Annotated in this window: 1 pseudogene; it reads right to left on the minus strand. The window is 64.6% G+C overall.

Features of this window, described 5'->3' with window-relative positions:
• A pseudogene (locus tag HU811_RS27130) lies at positions 1–568 on the minus strand (RHS repeat protein); the annotation flags it as partial.

Raw genomic sequence — 568 nt, forward strand, 5'->3', positions numbered from 1 at the left:
TCAGCCGATCCCCGGCATCCCAGGCAAACCGATAACTCTCACCGTTCTCATTGACCAGCGCTTGCAGCCGTCCGTAGCTGTCGTAGGCGAACTGCACCTGCCGACCGTGGGCGTCGGTGCGTTGGCGAACCTGACCGCGACGGTTGTGCTGGTAGTGCGTGGTGTGCCCGGCCGGGTCGGTGTAGCCGGTCAACTGGCCGGCGAGGTCGCGCTGGTACTGTTCGGTGCGGCCGTCCGGCAATTGGCTGCTGAGCAAGCGGCCTTGGGCGTCGTAGCTGAACTGGGTGCGCTCGCCGAGGGCGTCGGTGATGGTCTGCAGGTAGCCGCGCTGGTCGTAGCTGAACCGTGTCGGATAACCCGAGCAATCGATGTGCTCCACCAACTGCCCGAACGGATTCCAGCGCAGCTTTTTAAGCTTGCCGATGGCGTCGATGATTTCCACCACCTGACCGTGGGCGTCGTAGCGGTAGCGGGTGACGTGGCCCAGGGGATCGGTTTCGGCGGTGCAGTTGCCGCGTTGATCGTAGCGGTATTTCCAGCTGTGGCCGGCGGCGTCGGTGTCCACCAG

The sequence above is a fragment of the Pseudomonas tehranensis genome (assembly GCF_014268615.1).
Taxonomy (GTDB): domain Bacteria; phylum Pseudomonadota; class Gammaproteobacteria; order Pseudomonadales; family Pseudomonadaceae; genus Aquipseudomonas; species Aquipseudomonas tehranensis.